At 56.7% G+C, this 12591-nt stretch carries 16 protein-coding genes and 1 pseudogene; 6 read left to right on the top strand and 11 right to left on the bottom strand.

The window, feature by feature from the left end; all coding sequences use genetic code 11:
* Positions 1–6: 6 nt before the first annotated feature.
* The 7 genes and pseudogenes from QK293_RS19835 to QK293_RS19810 form a co-directional block, all read right to left on the bottom strand.
* Complete coding sequence (locus QK293_RS19835; RefSeq protein WP_282380117.1) at positions 7–633, bottom strand: response regulator transcription factor; 627 nt, start codon at positions 631–633, stop codon at positions 7–9.
* Positions 634–887: 254 nt separating this feature from the next.
* Positions 888–1280: a response regulator gene (locus QK293_RS19830; RefSeq protein WP_282380116.1), complete on the bottom strand. Its 393-nt coding sequence runs from the start codon at positions 1278–1280 to the stop codon at positions 888–890.
* A gap of 184 nt (positions 1281–1464) precedes the next feature.
* Positions 1465–2793 (bottom strand): deoxyguanosinetriphosphate triphosphohydrolase, encoded by a 1329-nt coding sequence (locus QK293_RS19825; RefSeq protein WP_282380114.1) that lies wholly within the window; start codon positions 2791–2793, stop codon positions 1465–1467.
* A 167-nt stretch (positions 2794–2960) separates the two neighbouring features.
* A pseudogene (locus QK293_RS27605) lies at positions 2961–3131 on the bottom strand (IS110 family transposase); the annotation flags it as partial.
* Between the two features lie 98 nt (positions 3132–3229).
* Positions 3230–3571 (bottom strand): hypothetical protein, encoded by a 342-nt coding sequence (locus QK293_RS19820; protein ID WP_282380112.1) that lies wholly within the window; start codon positions 3569–3571, stop codon positions 3230–3232.
* Entirely contained in the window at positions 3568–3957 is a 390-nt protein-coding gene (locus tag QK293_RS19815; protein WP_282380110.1) for a phage holin family protein, read from the bottom strand. Before QK293_RS19815 ends, QK293_RS19820 begins: the two co-directional genes overlap by 4 nt.
* 1 nt (position 3958) lies before the next feature.
* Complete coding sequence (locus tag QK293_RS19810) at positions 3959–4273, bottom strand: YqjD family protein (RefSeq protein ID WP_282380109.1); 315 nt, start codon at positions 4271–4273, stop codon at positions 3959–3961.
* A 326-nt stretch (positions 4274–4599) separates the two neighbouring features.
* Here QK293_RS19810 and QK293_RS19805 point away from each other — a divergent pair, with 326 nt between their 5' ends.
* On the top strand, positions 4600–5808 hold the full coding sequence (locus QK293_RS19805; RefSeq protein ID WP_282380107.1) for an ammonium transporter: 1209 nt from the start codon (positions 4600–4602) through the stop codon (positions 5806–5808).
* Here QK293_RS19805 and QK293_RS19800 read toward each other — a convergent pair.
* Complete coding sequence (locus tag QK293_RS19800) at positions 5805–7517, bottom strand: monovalent cation:proton antiporter-2 (CPA2) family protein (protein WP_282380106.1); 1713 nt, start codon at positions 7515–7517, stop codon at positions 5805–5807. The two genes, QK293_RS19805 and QK293_RS19800, sit on opposite strands and share 4 nt — an antisense overlap.
* Positions 7518–7729: 212 nt before the next feature.
* Between QK293_RS19800 and QK293_RS19795 the strand changes: the two genes are divergently transcribed.
* The 3 genes from QK293_RS19795 (at position 7730) to QK293_RS19785 (ending at position 9394) form a co-directional block, all read left to right on the top strand.
* The gene (locus tag QK293_RS19795; RefSeq protein WP_282380105.1) at positions 7730–7966 is read left to right on the top strand and encodes a glutaredoxin family protein; all 237 of its coding nucleotides are present in this window, start codon (positions 7730–7732) and stop codon (positions 7964–7966) included.
* Between the two features lie 148 nt (positions 7967–8114).
* Positions 8115–8432, top strand: coding sequence for a transcriptional regulator (locus QK293_RS19790; protein ID WP_282380104.1), 318 nt, complete (start codon positions 8115–8117; stop codon positions 8430–8432).
* A 71-nt stretch (positions 8433–8503) separates the two neighbouring features.
* Positions 8504–9394, top strand: a complete 891-nt coding sequence (locus QK293_RS19785; protein WP_282380103.1) for a pseudouridine synthase — start codon at positions 8504–8506, stop codon at positions 9392–9394.
* An 87-nt stretch (positions 9395–9481) separates the two neighbouring features.
* Here the strand turns inward: QK293_RS19785 and QK293_RS19780 are convergent, their stop codons facing one another.
* Positions 9482–9703 carry a YgdI/YgdR family lipoprotein gene (locus QK293_RS19780; RefSeq protein ID WP_282380102.1) on the bottom strand — a complete coding sequence of 74 codons (222 nt, stop codon included), beginning with the start codon at positions 9701–9703 and terminating at the stop codon, positions 9482–9484.
* Positions 9704–9778: 75 nt separating this feature from the next.
* On the bottom strand, positions 9779–10381 hold the full coding sequence (gene mobA / locus QK293_RS19775; RefSeq protein ID WP_282380101.1) for a molybdenum cofactor guanylyltransferase MobA: 603 nt from the start codon (positions 10379–10381) through the stop codon (positions 9779–9781).
* An 81-nt stretch (positions 10382–10462) separates the two neighbouring features.
* Here mobA and moaB point away from each other — a divergent pair, with 81 nt between their 5' ends.
* On the top strand, positions 10463–11002 hold the full coding sequence (gene moaB / locus QK293_RS19770; protein WP_282380099.1) for a molybdenum cofactor biosynthesis protein B: 540 nt from the start codon (positions 10463–10465) through the stop codon (positions 11000–11002).
* The gene (glp, locus tag QK293_RS19765) at positions 10986–12212 is read left to right on the top strand and encodes a gephyrin-like molybdotransferase Glp (protein ID WP_282380097.1); all 1227 of its coding nucleotides are present in this window, start codon (positions 10986–10988) and stop codon (positions 12210–12212) included. The genes moaB and glp overlap by 17 nt, the downstream gene beginning before the upstream one ends.
* Before the next feature lie 64 nt (positions 12213–12276).
* Here the strand turns inward: glp and QK293_RS19760 are convergent, their stop codons facing one another.
* On the bottom strand, positions 12277–12585 hold the full coding sequence (locus QK293_RS19760; protein WP_282380095.1) for a hypothetical protein: 309 nt from the start codon (positions 12583–12585) through the stop codon (positions 12277–12279).
* Positions 12586–12591 lie beyond the last annotated feature (6 nt).

Raw genomic sequence — 12591 nt, 5'->3', positions numbered from 1 at the left:
TGTCTCTCACACTAAGGCGTTACGTTTTGCCATATCGATGAGTTCAACCAAGGATTTGGCTTTGAGTTTTTGCATGAGGCGTTTTTTATAAGTGCTGACAGTCTTGTTGCTCAGAAACATACCTTTGGCAATTTCCTTGTTGGTGCGTCCCTGGGCAAAGAGTTGCAATACCATCAGTTCTCGGTCATTGACTGACTTGAACAGTTCCAGGTCGGTAAAGCGCGCGTCATCACTGCGAACAGGATTCAAGGCCTGACTTGGGAAATAGTTGTAACCTGACAATACGGCTTTTATAGCACTGACCAGTTCACTCAGGTCTTCCTGTTTGCACACATAGCCCGATGCGCCGGATTGCATGCAGCGAATACCAAAAAGTGTCGGGCACTGCGCTGTTAACACCAATGTTTTGAGACGGGTACTCATTGCGTTGAATCGGGCGAGAACTTCCAACCCGTCCAATTTGGGAATGCTGATGTCGAGAATGACCAGGTCGGGCGTGCATTCGCGAACCATCTGCATGGCATCGACCCCATTATCAGTTTCGCCGACGACTTTGTAACCTTCATGTTCAAGCAACATTCTGACGGCAAGGCGGATGACCGGGTGATCGTCGACAATAAAAACGGAGTTCATAATCAAATCCCATACGAGCTCAAATAAAGCGCGCACCTTAGCTCAGATAGTTGAGGTGACGCATGAACTGACGGACCTGTAGCGGTAATATAGGATGATTCCTACAGATGAAGAGGAATAGGACTACGTATCAACTGGATTTTTTATGAAGAAGGGCGAAGTTTGTTGAGGGGCATTCGAGGTGTTGCAAGTGTTGGGTTGCAAGTTTCGAGTTCTATTTGTGCGAAATTTTTAGTGCGTTTGGTGTGCGTTTTTTACAGTGAGGCCAAGGTCAACAAGTTCCTAAATTCTGATTGTTTCAGCGGCTTGATCAAGTAACCCAATAGTGGCAGCCCGTGTTCGTTGGCCTTTTTTTCAAGTTCGTCCAGTTCAGCGGATGTCAGGCTACTTAACAGTATTGCCTGTCTAATCATCCCCCGGTGGCTGGCGAATTCAACCAGCTCGAGCCCGGAGAGGTCGGGCAGACATTGATCGCATAAAAGAATATCAAACGGTTGCACAGCCTTGAGCATTTGTTGCAGCGCGCCATCGGCACTGTCGGTGGTGGTCAGTTGGGTGAAACCATAACTCTCAAGCAGGTATTGAGTCGCCTTGAGTTGAAAGGGATGATCTTCCACCAGCAAGATGCGCAGATCGTCTTTGAACATAGGATTATTCACGCTTCTTCTGTCGAACTGAGAGAAGCGGGATTATTTCGCGAGGTTACTGAATAATCGATCAGCTAGCTCAGCACATGTTGTAGGGGGATTCGGCGAACGTTGAGTGCATTTGGGTTTTTGAGAGGTAAATCAACCATTGCAGGCGGCGTAATGGCTGATCAACCGGGTCTCATCAGTGGCTCGAACGACCCGTCATCTCCAGCGCCATTTCGCTCGCATAGCTGTCGGTCATACCGGCGATGAAGTCAATCATCCGTAGAAACGAGGTGTGCAATGGGCCGTGAGGGTCGGGTGCATTATTGCCCAACAGGTCGAGGATGCGGCGACTCTTGAAGGACGGCGTTCGACCGTTATGCTGTTCCAGTGCCGCGCCGCAGAAGGCGTTGAGCAGGATTTCCAGCGTGGTGTATGCGCCGATTTCATGCAGGGTCTTGCGCTTGTCCTGAAAGATTTTTTTGCGCGCCATGTCCTTGGCATTCAGTACGCAACGCTTGGCGGGACCGTGCATGTGCTCCACCAGATCACCGGGCAGCGTACCGGCCAGCAACGCGTCCTGTTGCTCGACAAAGGCGCGGGCTGCGGCGTTGGTCAGGTGTTCAATGGCTTTGCCTCGCAGGATCGCCAGTTTGCGCCGACGCGAATCCTGTGGACCGAGCTGGCGGTAGGTTTCCGGCAAATCGTCACCTACAAGGTCCAGCAACAGGGCCTCGACTTCGGCGTATTCCAGCAGCTCCATCTCCAGACCATCTTCCAGGTCGATCAGCGCGTAGCAGATGTCATCGGCAGCCTCCATCAGATACACGAGCGGATGGCGCGCCCAGCGCTGTTCCTCGAGTTGCGGCAGACCGAGTTTATGGGCGATCTGTTCCAGTAGCGACAATTCGCTCTGATAGCAACCGAACTTGTGTTTCTTATAGCCCAGTGAATCCGCGTGTTTTGCAGTCCATGGATACTTCAGATAAGTACCCAGCGTGGCGTAGGTCAGCCGGGTACCGCCGTCGAACTGGTGATATTCCAGCTGGGTGAGTACCCGAAAGCCCTGGGCATTGCCTTCGAAGTTGAGGAAGTCATTGCGTTCGACTTCGCTCATTGCATCCAGCCAGCCACGGCCGGCGGCTTGCTGGAACCAGTGGCGAATCGCGTCTTCACCGGAGTGTCCGAAGGGCGGATTGCCGATGTCATGGGCCAGGCAAGCCGATTGCACCACCATCCCCAGGTCGCTGGGCTCGCACCAGTCGGGCAAGGCGCTGCGGATGGTTTCGCCGACGCGCATGCCCAGCGAACGGCCGACACAGCTGACTTCCAGCGAGTGGGTCAGGCGCGTATGGATATGATCGTTGCTGGTGACCGGATGGACCTGGGTCTTACGCCCGAGGCGGCGGAACGCTCCCGAGAAAATGATGCGGTCGTGGTCTTTGTGGAAAGGGCTGCGGCCGAGTTCTTCCGGGCTGTGCAGAGGCTTTCCGAGGCGTTCGCGGGTAAGCAGGGTTTGCCAATCCAAGGCTGGTTCTCTCCGTCAGGTGACTGAGCCCCTAGCTTCCCGTTTCGCGTCATGGCCTGCAAGGGAAAAACACGCACACCTGTAGGAGCACGGCTTGCCGGCGATGAGGGTGTGTCAGGCACTCCATTATCGATTGACCTGCCGTCATCACGCCCTGAGCCTTTCCGTCAACACGATGTTGCTGTGTCCGGCTCGCTGATCAAAGGCGAGCCGTGCCGAAGCAAGGTCTGTAAATAAACGTTTTCGTCGTACACGGTGCTGGTCTTCCAGCACCGATAAACGATGCGGATCCACTTGAACGCCAGAGCCCTGAGGCCTCCTTGGTTAGGTCTTGTTCTGGGGTAAAACCTGGTCACCGGTCAGGCACGCAGGATTGAACCCCTCGATAAAGAGGTTCATCCCGATGATGTTGCAAGAATGCAGCCAGAGGGTGGCTTTAGCGGTTGCGCGAAGAGCCCAGCATGACCAGCTTGATCAGCGGCCCCAGCGTGGTGCCCAGACGAACCAGTCGAGTGAGGCTGCTTATGCCACCGCTCTTGGCACCCTTGCCAGTCAAAAAGCCCAGCAAGGTGACGGCTGCCACGCCCCAGAGTGGGGCGTGCTTGATGCCGAAACCATCGTGCAGGTTTTGCGTCATCCCGCGCATGCGCTGCAAGGGTTGCAGCAATTCCCGGGATTCGTGGCGAATTTCCTGGCGATGCATTTCCATGCGCAGGCGGATCAGCGCTTTGCGCATTTCTGTGCGCGAGCTGTTGTGAGGCAGTTCAGGCAGGCTCATGGCAGCAGGCGCTCCCGATCATTGGCCAATTCTTCCAGGGTGCCGTGGAAGGGCGAGGATTCATCGAAAATCGCCGCTCTCAAGCGCATTGCACAGAATATGGCCGCGAGTGTGTAGAACACGCAGAGCCCAATGATGGCCGCCAGGCGATAGGTGTCCCAAAACAGGATCATCACCAGCGTCGACAACCCCACCAGTAACAGCAAGGCAAAAACCAGCGCCAGGCCTGCAAACAGCAACAGGCTTACAGTGCGCGCTTTTTGTTCCTGCAATTCGATGCCGAATAGTTCGACATGGCTGTGCAGCAATCCAAGAAAAGCGGCACCCAGGCGCCGCGGAGAGGAGCTTGTGCCCGTCGCGGACGAGCCGGATTCGCCGATCGCCATATCAGCGCCGCGTTGCCAGCAAACCAATCAGGAAACCTACGCCAGCCGCGATTCCGACCGATTGCCATGGATTTGCCTGAACGTAATCTTCGGTGGCGGTGACGGCGGCCTGGCCGCGTTCGCGCAGGGAATCTTCGGTCAATTTCAAGGTTTCGCGGGCACGCAACAGACTGTCGTGGATCTGCTCACGCAACTCATCGGCCTGATCGCCGGCCAAGGAGGCGGTGTGTTCCAGCAACCGTTCGGTGTCGCTGACCAGTGTCTGAAAATCGTTCATCAGGATCTCTTGAGCAGTCTTTGCCTTGATGCTGGCCATGGGTGGATCTCCGTAAGTGGTTTCTGTTGCTTTCGAGTATGAGCCTTGCGCGAAGGTTCAGTACAAATGACTGGTACAACTTTTGCTACGTCGTGGTGCGTTTGCCTGCGCCGTTGCGCTGTTGCTGGGCATGATTTCAGTAAAACCTTAACTCAAACAATCAAAACTCGCGCAATCGTCCCGGTCTTGATTTGCCTTCATGAATTTTGTGCGCCAAAGCGGTTCACCGCGATCGGCTCCTTGATTCCGGCAAGTCGCAACTTGGTGCATGAATTGTTTGCGCGAACTGCTTTGGTGCTTTTTTCAGCCTTAAGGTCTGCCAACCCATGGAAAATCTGCAAAGCGCTGTGGACAGTCTGGTCCATAGCTCTAATACGTTGTTCATTCTGACCGGCGCGGTCATGGTGCTGGCGATGCACGCCGGTTTCGCCTTTCTCGAAGTCGGCACGGTTCGACAAAAGAACCAGGTCAACGCCTTATCGAAGATCCTCAGCGATTTCGCCATTTCGACCCTGGCCTACTTCTTTATAGGCTATTGGATTTCCTATGGGGTGACCTTCATGCAACCGGCGGCTGTGATCAATGCTGATCATGGCTATGGCCTGGTGAAGTTTTTCTTTCTGCTGACCTTTGCTGCGGCGATACCAGCGATCATTTCCGGGGGGATCGCCGAGCGTGCCCGGTTCGTCCCTCAGTTGTGCGCGACGGCACTGATCGTGGCGTTCATCTATCCCTTCTTTGAGGGGATGATCTGGAACGGCAACTTTGGCCTGCAAGCCTGGTTGCTGGAACGCTTTGGCGCCAGCTTCCATGATTTTGCCGGCTCGGTCGTGGTCCACGCCATGGGCGGTTGGCTGGCGCTGGCAGCGGTGTTGTTGCTCGGGCCACGTCAAGGCCGCTATCGCGAAGGGCGCCTGGTGGCGTTCGCGCCCTCGAGCATTCCCTTTCTGGCGTTGGGGTCGTGGATCCTGATCGTTGGCTGGTTCGGTTTCAACGTGATGAGTGCGCAAACCCTGCAAGGTGTCAGTGGGCTGGTGGCGGTGAACTCGTTGATGGCCATGGTCGGCGGTACCGTGGCGGCGCTGATCGTCGGGCGCAATGACCCGGGCTTTCTGCATAACGGCCCGCTGGCCGGATTGGTGGCGATCTGCGCCGGTTCCGATCTGATGCATCCGGTGGGAGCACTGGTGACGGGCGCTATCGCCGGGGCTCTGTTCGTCTGGTGCTTTACCGCGGCCCAAGGCAAATGGCATATCGATGATGTGTTGGGGGTTTGGCCGTTGCATGGCTTGTGTGGCGTCTGGGGCGGGATCGCCTGCGGTATCTTCGGTCAAAGTGCTATGGGCGGTTTGGGCGGTGTGAGCCTGATCAGTCAACTGATCGGCACGGCACTGGGCGTGGTCGTCGCGCTGACCGGTGGTTTTGCGGTGTATGGCGTGATCAAGGCGTTCCATGGTTTGCGCCTGAGTCAGGAAGAAGAGTATTACGGTGCAGACTTGTCGGTGCACAAGATTGGCGCCGTGAGCCAGGACTAGTTCTCTTCATCGTCTGCACCGGGATAAAACCCGTGCAGCAAGCGATAGCGATCATGCCGCACCTGATCGACCCGGTCCTGCACTTGCTGTCCGGGCAAGCCGAGCATGATCAGCGCATGGGAGGCGAGCATCAGGCTGGACTCCAGCAACTCGGGCACGACTTCGCTGGCACCGGCCGCCTTCAACTCGGCCAACTGACTGTCATCGCGGGTGCGCACCAGGATCGGCACGGTCGGGTTGAAGCGCCGTGCCTCCTTGAGTATCAGCAGGGCGATGTCAGTATTGTCGACCGCAACCACCAACAGCCTTGCGCGCTCCAGCCCTACGGCAACCAACAGTTCGCCGCGACGGGAGTCGCCGTAATGCACACAGCTTTCAGCGACGGCTGCTTCCTGGACTCGCACCGGATCACTGTCCAGCGCAATGTAGGGTTGATGCTCGTAGCGTAAAAAGCGGCCGATGGACTGGCCGACGCGACCGTAGCCACATATCACGACATGGCTGTGTAACCCCGCATTGAGCGCGCTGATTTCTTCAAGTTTCGCTTCTTCGTTGGGTTTGCGGTGCAGGCGTGTGGCGATACGAGGCGCGGTGCGCAGCAGCAACGGGGTGACGAGCATCGAACAGAAGGTCGCCGCCAGCAGCAGGCCGCCGAGGTCGGCGGGCATCAGTTTGTTCAGCTGCATCTGTGCCATCAGCGCGAAGCAGAACTCGCCGCCTTGGGCCAATGCCAAGCCGCTGCGCCAGGCGGTTTCACCATCGCTGCCGCGCCATTTGACCAGCAGCGCAACGACGCTGCCCTTGATCAGCAACAATCCCAGGGTCAGGCCGAGAATCAGCAGGCCGTGGCTGGCGAACAACTGCAAGTCGATCAACATGCCGATACTGACGAAGAACACCCCGAGCAGGATGTCGCGGAACGGGCGGATGTCGGCTTCGATCTGATGCCGGTAGTGGCTTTCCCCCAGCAGCATGCCGGCGAGAAACGCACCCAGGGCAGGGGAGAGGCCGAGCAGGTGAGTCAGCCACGCTGTCAGCAGCACAATGACCAGCGCCAGTAGCACGAACAGTTCCGCGGAACGGGCCGCCGCCACTTCATGGAAGAGCCTCGGCAGCACCCAGCGACTGGCCAGCAGCAGGCCGACGAACAACACGACGGTTTTCCCCAGCGTCAGTGGCAGCGCCCAATACCAGGCCTGATCGCTGCTGCCAGCGAACACTGGCACCAGGGTCAGCAGCAATACAGCCACGATGTCCTGGAACAGCAACACGGCGATGGCATTCTGGCCGTGGCTGCTGAAAATCTCGCCAAGACTGCTCAGCTCTTTACTGACAATGGCAGTGGATGACAGCGACAGGCCGGCGCCGAGTAACAGCGCAGGCGTGATCGGCATGCCGAGCAATATCAGCAAACCGCCCAACAGCATCCCCGAGCACAACACCTGCAGACTGCCAAGCCCGAACACCACCTGGCGCAATGCGAGCATTTTCGACAGGGAAAATTCCAGACCGAGGGAGAACAGCAGGAACACCACGCCCAACTCTGCGAGGTCTGGTAACTCTTCGCTATCATTTATCCAGTCGAACGCCGTCGGCCCGATCATCAGCCCCACGCACAGGTAGCCCAGCACCGGTGGTAATCGCAGGCGCTGGAACAGTGCAATCACCACCAGGGAGGAGGCGAGGATGATCAACAGGTTGGCGAACACAAAAAACTCCGGTGATGGACGCTGGCCACTCAAGCGTAGAGGCAAAAAAAACCGTGAGCATGGTGCAAGTGATGTTCAGGCCGATTGATGTGCGTCAGGGAGTTGCCGAAATCTCTTGAAACCCGGCTTTGGTCCAGACGTCCGGATCACTGGCTCGACTGCTTTTCATGGCGGGCCTAGAATGAACGCCTACTTTGCCGGGTCTTATGGTCATGCTTCCTGAATGTCAGCTGTTCGGCACCCTTGGGTGTCATCTCTGTGAAGTGGCTGAAGCCATGCTGATGGAATTTGTCGAGCGCGGTCTTCCGGTGGAACGGGTGGATATCGCTGACGACGAAACATGGTTCGAAGCTTACAGTCTGCGTATTCCGCTGTTACGACGGGTTGATACCGGCGCGGAGCTGGGTTGGCCGTTTAGTGCCGATCAGGTAGTGGCGTTCCTGAGTTAAGCGGTTTTTACGGTGACGGTGTTCCCGCCTGTCGAACTTTGCGATTGATCCCCTTGGCTTTACCGGTGTTGTTCGGATACTGTATGCGCATACAGTTATTCGTAATGCCTGCCTCGCGTAGGCAGTCCGGGCGTGAGAGGGATGAATCGTGGTCAATGTCGAACAATTGAAGAACAGCGTGAACCGGATGTCGGCGGACGTGGTACGCGAGGCTGTCCTCGAATTGCGTCTGGATGGCCTGGTGACAGAAGGAAAAACCCCCTTCAACAAACTGCATTTCAATACCTGTTTCGCCGAAATCGAAGCCTTGTTCCAGCGCGCGGGCTATCACCGGCAGCTGGATGTCGTGGGTTATCAGGGGTTGTTGTACGCGCTTTATGATCCCGGTCGCTGGGAAGCGGTCGATGTGTTGCGCTGGCTCAAGGAATTCACCGAAGCGGCAGCGCGCACGCAGATAACGGCTTGAGGATTCTCTTCTAGGTTCGTCCCGGCCGCTGTTGGATAATGCCGCCCTGTATTGAGGGTTAGAGCTTTCGTATGTCCACTTCATCTTTTTCTGCTGCACACAACCAGGCCAGCACGCTCTACTTGCCGCCTGGCCCGTGGCAGACCGTACTCGATTGTCTGTGCGAACATTTCAGTGCCATTGGCCGTGATCAATGGCTGGACAGAATCGCCCGCGGTCGTGTGCTTGATGGCCATGGCATGCCAATCGCCCTGGACTTGCCTTACAAGGAAGGCCTGCGGATTCACTATTTTCGCGAAGTGCCGGACGAAAAGCCGATTCCGGTGGTTGAGTCGATTCTGTACGCGGATGAGCATCTGGTAGTGGCGGACAAGCCACATTTTCTGCCAGTGACTCCGGCGGGTGAATACGTGGAGCAGACCTTGCTGCGACGGCTGATACGTCGACTCGATAACCCGCATCTGGTGCCTTTGCATCGCATTGACCGTCACACGGCGGGGCTGGTGCTGTTTTCCGCCAACCCTCAGAGTCGTTCGGTGTATCAGTCGTTGTTTCCTACGCGGCAGATCGAAAAGCGCTACGAGGCAATTGCCCGAGCATTGCCTGAACGCTCTTTTCCATTGGTCCATAAGAGCCGGCTCATCGATGGCGAGCCTTTCTTCCGCATGCAGGAAGGTCCTGGCGTCAGTAATACCGAGACGGCAGTCGAGGTCAGGGAGAAGAATGGTGACCTCTGGCGCTATGCGCTTTACCCGGTGACGGGCAAGAAACATCAGTTGCGAGTACACATGACCGCCTTGGGCGCCAGTATCTGCAACGACCCGTTTTATCCGCAGGTACTCCAGGATGTTGAGGATGACTATGACAATCCTTTGAAACTGCTCGCTCAGGGGCTACGGTTTATGGATCCGGTCACCGGCCAGGAAAGAGTGTTCGAAAGTACCATCACCCTGCAGTGGTGATCGCGAGTTCAGCGAACCTGCTGATCTTCAGCCACGAAAAAGCCCGCATAAAGCGGGCTTTTCCATATCCGGTTATCACCGCAAAAATTAAAGCTCTTTAACGGTACGAACCTGATCCTTGTTGATGCGGGTCTGCTTGCCATCCAGTTGTTCGAATTCGTAGAAACCTGAATCCTTATCGAACTGTGGCGCATCGACAGCCTGGATTTCTCGACCGTCATTCAAGGTGATCACTGTAGGCGATGCACAACCGGCGAGGGTAGCGAGGCCCAGTGCGAGCATGAAAGTGGCGAGGGTCCGTTGAGTCATGAGTGTGTCTCCGAATATGAATTTTTTGGTTACTGTGCTTGAGACGTGTACAGCGCGCGCAAGTTCCTTCTCCTGTCAGTCTGACACAGTGTTGTGAGCACTTAACAGTTCTGGCGTGTTGAGGTTGGCCAGGCGCGGGTCATTGTCGGAGCATTGCAGGGCGGTAGTGCCCAGTTTGCGCATGAGGCGACCCGGGCTGCGTTCACCGTGGTTCCAGGCACTGTCGAAATCTGCCAAGAGTGCCACGGGGATAATGCACAACAAGGGCTCCCAGTGTTCACCATGGCGCAGCATTAGCGGTTGGTCCGGGTGCTGGCTGGCGGTTTCGCGCATGCTATTGAGCAGCGCGGCGTCGATGCGCGGTACGTCACAAGGCAGCACCAGCAGATGCGCATGGCGGGCGGCCTTCAAGCCTGCGCGAATACCGGCCAGGGGGCCAGGAAAGTCGCCTTCATCGTCATGAACCAGTTGGTCGGCGTAGGGCGCATACTTTTCCAGGTTTCTGTTGCAGGAGATGATCAGGTCATCGCTCAGCGAACGGGTCTTGCGGTGCAAGTGGGCAATCAGTGGTTCGCCGTGCCATTCCAGCAACCCTTTGTCCTGTCCGCCCATGCGTTGGCCACGACCACCTGCCAGGAGCAGAATGGAACAGGGTGGCAAATGTGTATTCGAGGTCATGGCAGGTCTCCACGGGGGCGGCGAAAAAATGAGGCGCTGTGATATAACACCGGGCTGTTTCTCCTACAACTGGATGAGCCTATGACAGCCAAGGCTGATGTGCCTTTCGCGCCGCTCAATATCGCGGTGCTGACGGTCAGCGATACCCGTACCCTGGAAACCGATACCTCAGGCCAGGTCTTCGTCGACCGGTTGAGTGCCGCCGGTCATAACCTTGCGGCCCGTATTCTGCTCAAAGATGACCTCTACAAAATTCGCGCGCAAGTCGCCAACTGGATTGCCGACGATGTCGTGCAGGTCGTGTTAATTACTGGCGGTACCGGTTTCACTGGACGCGACAGCACTCCGGAAGCGGTGAGTTGCCTTCTGGACAAACAGGTCGACGGTTTTGGTGAGCTATTCAGGCAGATATCGGTGGCGGATATCGGCACCTCCACTGTTCAGTCCCGTGCCCTGGCCGGCCTGGCAAATGGCACGCTAGTCTGCTGTTTGCCGGGCTCGACCAATGCCGTGCGTACCGGTTGGGATGGCATTCTGGCCGAGCAGCTCGATTCGCGGCACCGCCCGTGCAATTTTGTGGCTCATCTCAAACAGGCGGCACCCTGTGAATCCCGTGGGTAAGCCAGGCAAGACGGGTAGTCTGCTGGCTGTCGAGGTGGCTCTGGCACGCTTGCTGGCAATGGCTGAAGCTTCCCCGATTCGTGAACGTGAACGCTTACCATTGGCGCAGGTTCAGGGCCGCGTGCTGGCCGATGACTTGGTCTCGACGCTTGATCTACCACCTTGGCCCAATAGTGCCATGGACGGTTATGCCTTGCGCATGGCCGACTGGACTGGAGAGTCACTGGTGGTCAGCCAGAAGATTTTTGCCGGACAGGCTCCGGAGCCCTTGAAGCGCGGCACCTGTGCACGAATCTTCACCGGTGCGCCCGTTCCCGCAGGGGCTGATTGCGTCGAGATGCAGGAAAATGCCGAGGTTCAGGCGGATGAGCGAGTACGTTTCACCGAAACCATGGCTTCAGGACAAAACATCCGTCCCCAAGGCCAGGAATCCACTGTCGGTGAATTGATTCTGCCAGCCGGCACGCGCCTCGGGCCGATCGAACAGGGACTGGCTGCATCGCTGGGATGTGCAGAGCTGGACGTGATTCGCAAGGTTCGTGTTGCTGTTCTGTCCACCGGGGATGAACTGATTGAACCGGGTCAGGCACTGGGGCCGGGACAGATCTACAACAGCAATCGAGTGTTGCTTTGCAGTTGGTTGCAGCGCTTGGGTTGTGAGGTGATCGATGCCGGTATTCTTCCGGATGATTTAGCAACCACTCGCGCTCGCCTTGGTGAACTGAAGGGTGTCGATTTGATTCTTTCGACCGGTGGTGTATCGGTGGGAGAGGCTGACTTTCTGGGCATTGCCTTGCGTGAAGAGGGCGAGTTGACGTTGTGGAAACTCGCCATCAAACCAGGCAAACCGCTGACATTCGGGCATTTTCGCGGTGTACCTGTGATTGGTTTGCCCGGCAATCCGGCGTCGACCCTGGTGACCTTTGCTTTGTTGGCAAGGCCCTATCTCTTGCGTCGACAGGGCGTAAAAGAGGTTGAACCCCTGAAGTTCCAGGTGCCGGCAGGGTTTGCCTGGCCCAAAGCAGGCAATCGGCGCGAGTACTTGCGTGGACGTCTGGAGAACGGCCGGGCAATCATCTACAAGAATCAGAGTTCTGGTGTACTGCGTAGCGCCGCCTGGGCCGATGGTCTGGTTGAGGTGCTGGAGGATCGCACGCTGATCGAAGGTGACTGCGTAAGCTTTATCCCGCTGAGCGAAGTCCTGAGCTGATTCCTGCAGCAGGCTTGCCGCAACCCCGGTTGATCGAACCGGGTTTTGCATTCATGGCTACCCCTTAATGAGCCAGGAGTGTCACGACCTGGTCAAAACGGCTATTGGCGATCCAGGCCAGCAGCCCGATAACCACGGTTGTTCCGCCAGCCGAATAGGCAAGCCTGTGTTTAATGGATTTGACGTCACTACGGACTTCATCCATGTCTCGTCGGATGTATTTGAGGTGAGTCTCCAATTCAACGACGCGAGGTTCCATATCAACTTCTCCAGTGGGTTGTGCGCTGTTTTTGAGTTCAGCTTGATGATTGGCGCGTTTTTCTGCGTACGGTACGACCGGAATGACCGGTGACCTGATCTCATGGTTATGCATGGCACG

Origin of the sequence: Pseudomonas sp. AL03 (assembly GCF_029960815.1) — a bacterium.
GTDB lineage: Bacteria > Pseudomonadota > Gammaproteobacteria > Pseudomonadales > Pseudomonadaceae > Aquipseudomonas.
Note: the sequence above shows the minus strand (reverse complement) of the source record. Positions and strands in the feature narration are given on the sequence as shown.

What these genes read in the sequence shown, in the direction of transcription:
- QK293_RS19810 (WP_282380109.1), bottom strand. Translation starts at nt 4,273, where the DNA reads ATGGCCAGCATCAAGGCAAAGACTGCTCAAGAGATCCTGATGAACGAT.
- moaB (WP_282380099.1), top strand. Translation starts at nt 10,463, where the DNA reads ATGACAGCCAAGGCTGATGTGCCTTTCGCGCCGCTCAATATCGCGGTG.
- QK293_RS19805 (WP_282380107.1), top strand. Translation starts at nt 4,600, where the DNA reads ATGGAAAATCTGCAAAGCGCTGTGGACAGTCTGGTCCATAGCTCTAAT.
- QK293_RS19835 (WP_282380117.1), bottom strand. Translation starts at nt 633, where the DNA reads ATGAACTCCGTTTTTATTGTCGACGATCACCCGGTCATCCGCCTTGCC.
- QK293_RS19795 (WP_282380105.1), top strand. Translation starts at nt 7,730, where the DNA reads ATGCTTCCTGAATGTCAGCTGTTCGGCACCCTTGGGTGTCATCTCTGT.
- mobA (WP_282380101.1), bottom strand. Translation starts at nt 10,381, where the DNA reads ATGACCTCGAATACACATTTGCCACCCTGTTCCATTCTGCTCCTGGCA.
- QK293_RS19760 (WP_282380095.1), bottom strand. Translation starts at nt 12,585, where the DNA reads ATGCATAACCATGAGATCAGGTCACCGGTCATTCCGGTCGTACCGTAC.
- QK293_RS19815 (WP_282380110.1), bottom strand. Translation starts at nt 3,957, where the DNA reads ATGGCGATCGGCGAATCCGGCTCGTCCGCGACGGGCACAAGCTCCTCT.
- QK293_RS19830 (WP_282380116.1), bottom strand. Translation starts at nt 1,280, where the DNA reads ATGTTCAAAGACGATCTGCGCATCTTGCTGGTGGAAGATCATCCCTTT.
- QK293_RS19785 (WP_282380103.1), top strand. Translation starts at nt 8,504, where the DNA reads ATGTCCACTTCATCTTTTTCTGCTGCACACAACCAGGCCAGCACGCTC.
- QK293_RS19780 (WP_282380102.1), bottom strand. Translation starts at nt 9,703, where the DNA reads ATGACTCAACGGACCCTCGCCACTTTCATGCTCGCACTGGGCCTCGCT.
- QK293_RS19820 (WP_282380112.1), bottom strand. Translation starts at nt 3,571, where the DNA reads ATGAGCCTGCCTGAACTGCCTCACAACAGCTCGCGCACAGAAATGCGC.